At 70.8% G+C, this 6,250-nt stretch carries 5 protein-coding genes and 2 pseudogenes; 6 read left to right on the forward strand and 1 reads right to left on the reverse strand.

Going from position 1 to position 6,250, the window contains the following annotated elements; genetic code table 11:
* Window positions 1-137, reverse strand: a pseudogene (locus tag QAA18_RS11470) (transcriptional regulator); the annotation flags it as partial.
* 34 nt (window positions 138-171) lie between these two features.
* On the opposite strand from QAA18_RS11470, the gene QAA18_RS11475 reads away from it, so the two are divergent.
* From QAA18_RS11475 to QAA18_RS11500, 6 genes and pseudogenes are all read left to right on the forward strand, one after another.
* Window positions 172-2,217, forward strand: a complete 2,046-nt coding sequence (locus tag QAA18_RS11475) for a DUF748 domain-containing protein (RefSeq protein WP_279413103.1) — start codon at window positions 172-174, stop codon at window positions 2,215-2,217.
* Between the two features lie 37 nt (window positions 2,218-2,254).
* Window positions 2,255-2,851 carry a YdbL family protein gene (locus QAA18_RS11480; RefSeq protein ID WP_279413104.1) on the forward strand — a complete coding sequence of 199 codons (597 nt, stop codon included), beginning with the start codon at window positions 2,255-2,257 and terminating at the stop codon, window positions 2,849-2,851.
* Complete coding sequence (gene rlmD, locus QAA18_RS11485) at window positions 2,852-4,195, forward strand: 23S rRNA (uracil(1939)-C(5))-methyltransferase RlmD (protein ID WP_279413105.1); 1,344 nt, start codon at window positions 2,852-2,854, stop codon at window positions 4,193-4,195.
* A gap of 30 nt (window positions 4,196-4,225) precedes the next feature.
* Window positions 4,226-5,224 (forward strand): beta-N-acetylhexosaminidase, encoded by a 999-nt coding sequence (gene nagZ / locus QAA18_RS11490; protein ID WP_279413107.1) that lies wholly within the window; start codon window positions 4,226-4,228, stop codon window positions 5,222-5,224.
* Window positions 5,221-5,793 carry a hypoxanthine-guanine phosphoribosyltransferase gene (locus QAA18_RS11495; protein ID WP_279413108.1) on the forward strand — a complete coding sequence of 191 codons (573 nt, stop codon included), beginning with the start codon at window positions 5,221-5,223 and terminating at the stop codon, window positions 5,791-5,793. The genes nagZ and QAA18_RS11495 overlap by 4 nt, the downstream gene beginning before the upstream one ends.
* 8 nt (window positions 5,794-5,801) lie before the next feature.
* Window positions 5,802-6,250 (forward strand): annotated as a pseudogene (locus QAA18_RS11500) (S-methyl-5'-thioadenosine phosphorylase); the annotation flags it as partial.

Here is a 6,250-nt window from a genome sequence, read left to right on the forward strand (position 1 = left end):
CCCGACACCGCCCGCATCGCCTCGCCGGCACTGGCCACGGCATCCACCGTCGCCGGCAACGCCTCGAGCACGGCCGCCAGGTAGGCCTGGGTGACCGGGTCGTCCTCCACCAGCAGGATGCGCGGCACTTGCTTCATCGCCCGGCCATCCGTGGTCGGTATGCTCTCGTCCATGCTGCGGCCGATGCTAACCCTGCTGTGCGCGCTTGCCGTCCTGGGCGCTACCGGCGTGCCGGCGATGGCGGCAACGCGCGTGGCCGAAGCCCGCATCGAGCGCATCGACACCGCCGTGGCCACGCTGCACCAGGTACAGGTCCGCCTGGCCTGGGCGCCCGGCGACGACAGCGGCGACCTCACGTTGCGCGCGGGCAGGGTGGAGGCCCCCGACCTCGGCTACCGTTACCGTGACCTGGAATGGCATTGCCCATTGCAGCGCGGCGACGGTGGTGCCTGGCGCTGCGAAGGACCATTGCGCAGCGGCAAGGGCCGTGCCTTCCACCTTGCCGTCGCCTTCGATGCGCAAGGTACCGACGCCACCCTCGCGCAGGGCCATGGCAGGCTTGAATTGCGCAGGCGCGCAACGACGCCTGATCTCACCACGATCGACATCACCCGCGTACCGCTGGCCTGGGCCCGCGCACTGCTCGCCCAGGCCTGGCCCGAAGCACAACTGCAGGGCGGCACCCTCGACGCCAAGCTGCGGGTCCGCGCGCCCGAAGGCGAAGCCTTGCAGGTCGCCGGCACCGTCGCCGTCGATGGCGCCGCTGTCGACACGCCCGACGCGAGCATCGCGGGGCAGGGACTCGGTGGCCGCTTCGTCGTCGACTACCGTGCCGGCGGAACACGCGCTGCCACGCGCTTCGATCTCGAAGGCAACCTGCTCGGCGGCGAGTTCCTCGCCGGCAACGCCTACGTTGCCTTGCCATCGTCACCGGTCCAGCTGCGCCTGCAGGGCAACAAGCCACTTGGCGCCGACTGGGCGTTCCCCGCGTTCGCCTGGCGCGACGACACCGCGCTGAACGTCGCAGGCAGCTTCGCGCTGGCAGGCGACAGCGTCTACGCGCTGGACCTGCACCTGCGCAGCGGCGACCTCGCGCCACTGCGCGACCGCTATCTCTCCGGCTGGCTCGGCCTGGCCGGCTTGTCCGGCCTCGACATGACCGGCGCGCTCGAACTCGATGTGCGCATCTCCGGCGGACGCCTGCAGCAAGCCGGCGCCGTGCTGCACCACGTCGACATGACGGACGAACGCGGCCGCGTCCGTTTCGAAGGCCTCGACGGCACGGCCACGTTCTCCGCGAACGAGGCGGTCGACAGCGCACTGCACTGGCGCGGCGGCCAGTTGTACGGCCTCCCGTTCGGCGAGGCGCATCTACCGCTACGCAGCGGCAACGGCGAGCTGCGCTTGCGCGAAGCCGTCGCTGTGCAGGCCTTCGGCGGCAGCCTGCGTTTCGAGGACCTGGTGTTGCGTCCGCCCGCGGCGGGCGAGGGCATGCGCCTGCAGTTCGGCCTGGCCCTGGACCGCCTCGACATCGGCAGGCTCGCACGAACCCTGGGCCTGCCCGCGTTCGAAGGCGAACTCAGTGGCCGCATCCCCACGGCGCGCTACCAGGACCAGCGCCTGGATTTCGACGGCGGCCTGGCCATGCAGCTGTTCGGCGGCACCGTGCAGGTGTCGTCGCTGGCACTGGAGCGCCCGTTCGGCGTCGCGCCCTCGGTCACCGCCGACCTGGCCCTGGACGACATCGACCTGCAGGCGCTCACCGGCGTGTTCGGCTTCGGCAGCATCGCCGGCAAGCTCGACGGCCGCATCGCAGGCCTGCGCCTGGTCGACTGGACCCCGACCGCCTTCGACGCCGAGCTGCATACCGACCGCCAGGCCGCGCGCCGCGCCGGCATCCGGCAGCGCATCAGTCAACGCGCCGTTCAGGACATTTCCAGCGTCGGTGACGCCTCGTTCGCGGGCAGCCTGCAGGGCCGCCTGATCGGCCTGTTCGACGACTTCGGCTACCGCGACATCGGCATTTCCTGCCGCTTGGCCAACCAGGTCTGCCTGATGGGCGGGCTGCGGGCCGCCGGCGCGGGATTCACCATCGTCGAGGGCGCCGGCCTGCCGCGCCTGATCGTGGTCGGCTACAACCGCCTGGTCGACTGGCCGACCCTGCTCGAGCGCCTGGTGGCCGCCGGCAGGGGCGAGGTCGCCCCGGTCGTACAATGACGCCCTTCAAACGCCAGTCCATGTCGAGGAGACGAGGATGAACCGCTGGATCACCGTTCCGCTCGCCGCCGCCGCGCTCACCGCCTGCGTCACCATCAACGTGTACTTCCCCGCCGCCGAAGCCAGGGAAGCGGCCCGCCAGTTCGTCGAAAAGGTGATCGGCGAGGAAGCCGCCCCCGTCCCGGATGCCGGCAATGACGGTGGCATGGCGATGCGTGGCCCGTCGTTCGACTTCGACCCGCTGATGCTGGTCGGCATCGGGACCGCGCATGCCCAGTCCGCGCCCGACATCACCATCCGCACGCCCGCCATCCAGGCGATCCAGGCCCGCATGGAGGCGCGCTTCAACAGCACCCTGCGCGCGGGCTTCGATTCCGGTGCGCTGGGCTTCGGCAGCGACGGCCTGGTCGTCGTCCGCGACCCGGGCAAGCTCGCGCTCAAGGACCGCGTCGCCATCAACCAGGCGGTGGCCGACGACAACCGCGACCGCAACGCCGTGTACCGCGAAGTCGCCGTCGCCAATGGCCACCCGGAATGGGAATCGCAAATCCGCGACGTCTTCGCCCGCCAGTGGATCGCCAGCGCCCGCAGCGGCTGGTGGTACCAGGACGGCGGCAGCTGGAAGCAGAAGTAATTGGCCCGCATCGACCAGACCCCATTCGAGCTCGAAATCCTCGACCTGAGCCATGACGGCCGCGGCGTCGCCCGCCGCCCCGAAGGCCACGCCCACGCGGGCAAGACCGTGTTCGTCGCCGGCGCATTGCCGGGCGAACGCGTGCGCGTGCAGCAGACCGGCCGCCAGCGCAGCTTCGACGAAGCCAAAACGCTGGAAGTGCTGGCCGCTTCGCCCGATCGCGTCGAGCCCCGCTGCCAGCACTTCGGCGGCTGCGGCGGCTGCGCCCTGCAGCACCTGGACGAGTCGAAGCAGATCCTCGCCAAGCAGCGCGTGCTGCTGGAGAACCTGGAACGCATCGGCCACGTTTCCGCAGCGACGATCCTGCCGCCGCTCACCGATGCCGCCTGGGGCTATCGCCGCAAGGGCCGCTTCTCGGTGCGGCGCGTCGAAAAGAAGGACAAGACCTTGGTCGGTTTCCGCGAACAGGATCCGCGCTTCGTCGCCGACCTGTCCGTCTGCCATACCGTCATCCCTCAGATTGGGCTGAAAATCGATGCGCTCTCGGCCCTGGTCGACGCCATGGACGGACGCCGCGACATCCCGCAGATCGAGTTCATCGCCGGCGACCCGACGCCGGACTTCGGCGGCGTCGCGCTGGTGTTCCGCCACCTGCAGCCGCTGTCGGCGCGCGACCGCGAAGCGCTCGTCGCGTTCGCGCAGCAACACGGCTTCGCGATCTTCCTGCAGCCCGGCGGCATCGACTCGGTGCATCCGCTGTGGCCGGCCGATCCGCAACTCGCGTTCCGGCTCGCGCCGTGGGACATCGAACTGAAGTTCCGCCCGCTGGATTTCATCCAGGTCAACGCCGGCCTCAACGAGAAGATGATTGCCCGCGCCTTCGAGCTGCTCGATCCGCAGCCCGCCGACCGCGTGCTCGACCTGTTCTGCGGCCTGGGCAACTTCACCCTGCCGCTGGCGCGCCGCGTGCGCGAGGTCGTCGGCGTGGAAGGCGACAGCGGGCTGGTCCAGCGCGCCCGGGAGAACGCCGCGCACAACGGCCTGCCGAACGCGCAGTTCCATGCCGCCGACCTGGCCCAGGACCTGCGCGGCCAGCCGTGGATGCGCGAGGGCTTCGACCGTTTGCTGCTGGACCCGCCGCGCTCCGGCGCCGACGTGGTCCTCAAGCAGCTGCCGCTCAAGGGCCTGCAGCGCATCGTCTACGTCAGCTGCCACCCCGGTTCGCTGGCCCGCGACGCGGGATACCTGGTCAACGAGCGCGGCTGGAAACTCCAGGCAGTCGGCGTCATGGACATGTTCCCCCACACCGCCCACGTAGAATCCATCGCTCTGTTCACCCCGTAGAAGCGGCGGAAGCCGCGACAGGAAACCCAGATGCTAGTCATCGGCGTAGCCGGCACCGAACTCACCCACCAGGAACGCGACTGGCTCCAGCACGACGCCTGCGCCGGCGTGATCCTGTTCGCCCGCAACTTCGCCTCCCGCGCCCAGGTGGCCGAACTGTCGCAATCGATCCGCGAAGCCGCCCCGCGCCCGCAGCTCGTCTGCGTCGACCAGGAAGGCGGCCGCGTGCAGCGGTTCCGCGACGGCTACAGCGCGCTGCCGTCCCTGGACGGTTTCGGCCGCGCCTACGCCTCCGATCCCGCGGCCGCCCTGGAGCTCGCGCGCCAGCACGCCTGGCTGATGGCCAGCGAAGTGCGCGCAAGCGGAGTCGACCTCAGCTTCGCCCCCGTGGTCGACCTGGGCCGCGGCAATCGCGCCATCGGCGACCGCGCCTTCTCCGCCGACCCGGACGTCGTCGCCGCCTTCACCCGCGCCTACGTGCAAGGCATGCACGACGCCGGCATGGCCGCCACGCTCAAGCATTTCCCCGGCCACGGCTCGGTGCTCGAGGACACCCACGTCGACGACGCGGTCGACGACCGCCCGCTCGACCGGATTCGCGAACTCGACCTGGTGCCGTTCGCCGCCGGCATCGACGCCGGGGCCGACGCGGTGATGATGGCCCACGTCGTCTATCCGCAGGTCGACACCGATCCGGCCGGCTACTCCAAGCGCTGGATCCAGGACATCCTGCGCCACGAAATGCATTTCCGCGGCGTCGTGTTCTCCGACGACATCGGCATGGCCGCCGCGTTCTCCGCCGGCGGCATCAAGGCTCGCGTCGATGCGCACCTGGACGCCGGCTGCGACGTTGTCCTGGTCTGCCATCCGGAGTTGGTGCCCGAGTCGCTGGCAGCGGTGGAGGGCAGGGCGCTCAACACCGCCGCGCTCATCGGCCTGATCGGCCGCGGCCCGCTGGCCTGGGAGGGCCTGCTCGCCGATGTCCGCTACGATGCGGCCAGATCGCGTCTCGAGGGAGGATCGGCATGAACCAGACACCGGACGAGCAGCTCGTCCCGGATCTCGCCACGGCATTGGACGGCGCCGAGATGATCCACGACCGCGTGGCGATCGAAAGCGCGATCGCCACGATGGCCGGGCGCATCGTCGCCGACTATGCCGACGGCCCGCGTCCGGTGTTCCTGACCGTGATGCACGGCGGCCTGCCGTTCGCCGCCCGGCTCGGGCTGGAGATCGGCGCGCGCGGCCTGGATCTGGAGTTCGACTACCTGCACGCCACCCGCTATCGCGGCGCCACCACCGGCGGCGAGCTGGTGTGGAAGCACCGCCCGGCCACCCCGCTGCGCGGCCGCCGCGTGCTGCTGGTCGACGACATCCTCGACGAGGGCCACACCCTGGCGGGCGTGCGCACCTGGTGCGACGGCCAGGGCGCGCGCGACGTGCGCATCGCGGCCATGGTGGTCAAGGACCACGACCGCTGCGTTGCCGGCCTGTGCGCCGACTACGTCGGCCTCACGGTGCCGGACCGCTACGTGTTCGGCTACGGCATGGATTTCCACGAGCAGGGCCGCAACCTGCCCGCCATCTACGCGCTATGACCGCCCCCCTGGCTGGAAACGGCATGGACCTGGCCATCATCGGCGGGACCGGCGTCTACGCCCTGGCCGAGCTGCAGGACGTCTCGTCCGTAGAGCCACGCACGCGCTTTGGAGCGCCGTCCGGGCCGATCCGCATCGGCACCCTGGCCGGGCGCCGGGTCGGCTTCCTGGCGCGCCATGGTGAGGGCCACGGCGTGCCCCCGCACCGCATCAACTACCGCGCCAACCTTGCTGCGTTGCAGCAGGCCGGCGCCCGGCGCGTGCTCGCGCTCAACACCGTCGGCGGCATCGACGCCCGCTATCCGCCGGGCGCGCTCGGCTGTCCCGACCAGATCATCGACTACACCTGGGGCCGCATCTCCACGATCTGCGAGGAGCCGGGCAGCGAAGTGCTGCACGTCGACTTCGGCGAGCCGTACACCGCCGCGCTGCGGCGCGAGGTGCTGGCCGCCGCCGG

Origin of the sequence: Luteimonas sp. 8-5, from assembly GCF_029763755.1 — a bacterium.
In the GTDB taxonomy this organism is placed as follows: domain Bacteria; phylum Pseudomonadota; class Gammaproteobacteria; order Xanthomonadales; family Xanthomonadaceae; genus Cognatiluteimonas.

What these genes read in the sequence shown, in the direction of transcription:
- nagZ (WP_279413107.1), top strand. Translation starts at nt 4,226, where the DNA reads ATGCTAGTCATCGGCGTAGCCGGCACCGAACTCACCCACCAGGAACGC.
- QAA18_RS11475 (WP_279413103.1), top strand. Translation starts at nt 172, where the DNA reads ATGCTGCGGCCGATGCTAACCCTGCTGTGCGCGCTTGCCGTCCTGGGC.
- QAA18_RS11480 (WP_279413104.1), top strand. Translation starts at nt 2,255, where the DNA reads ATGAACCGCTGGATCACCGTTCCGCTCGCCGCCGCCGCGCTCACCGCC.
- QAA18_RS11495 (WP_279413108.1), top strand. Translation starts at nt 5,221, where the DNA reads ATGAACCAGACACCGGACGAGCAGCTCGTCCCGGATCTCGCCACGGCA.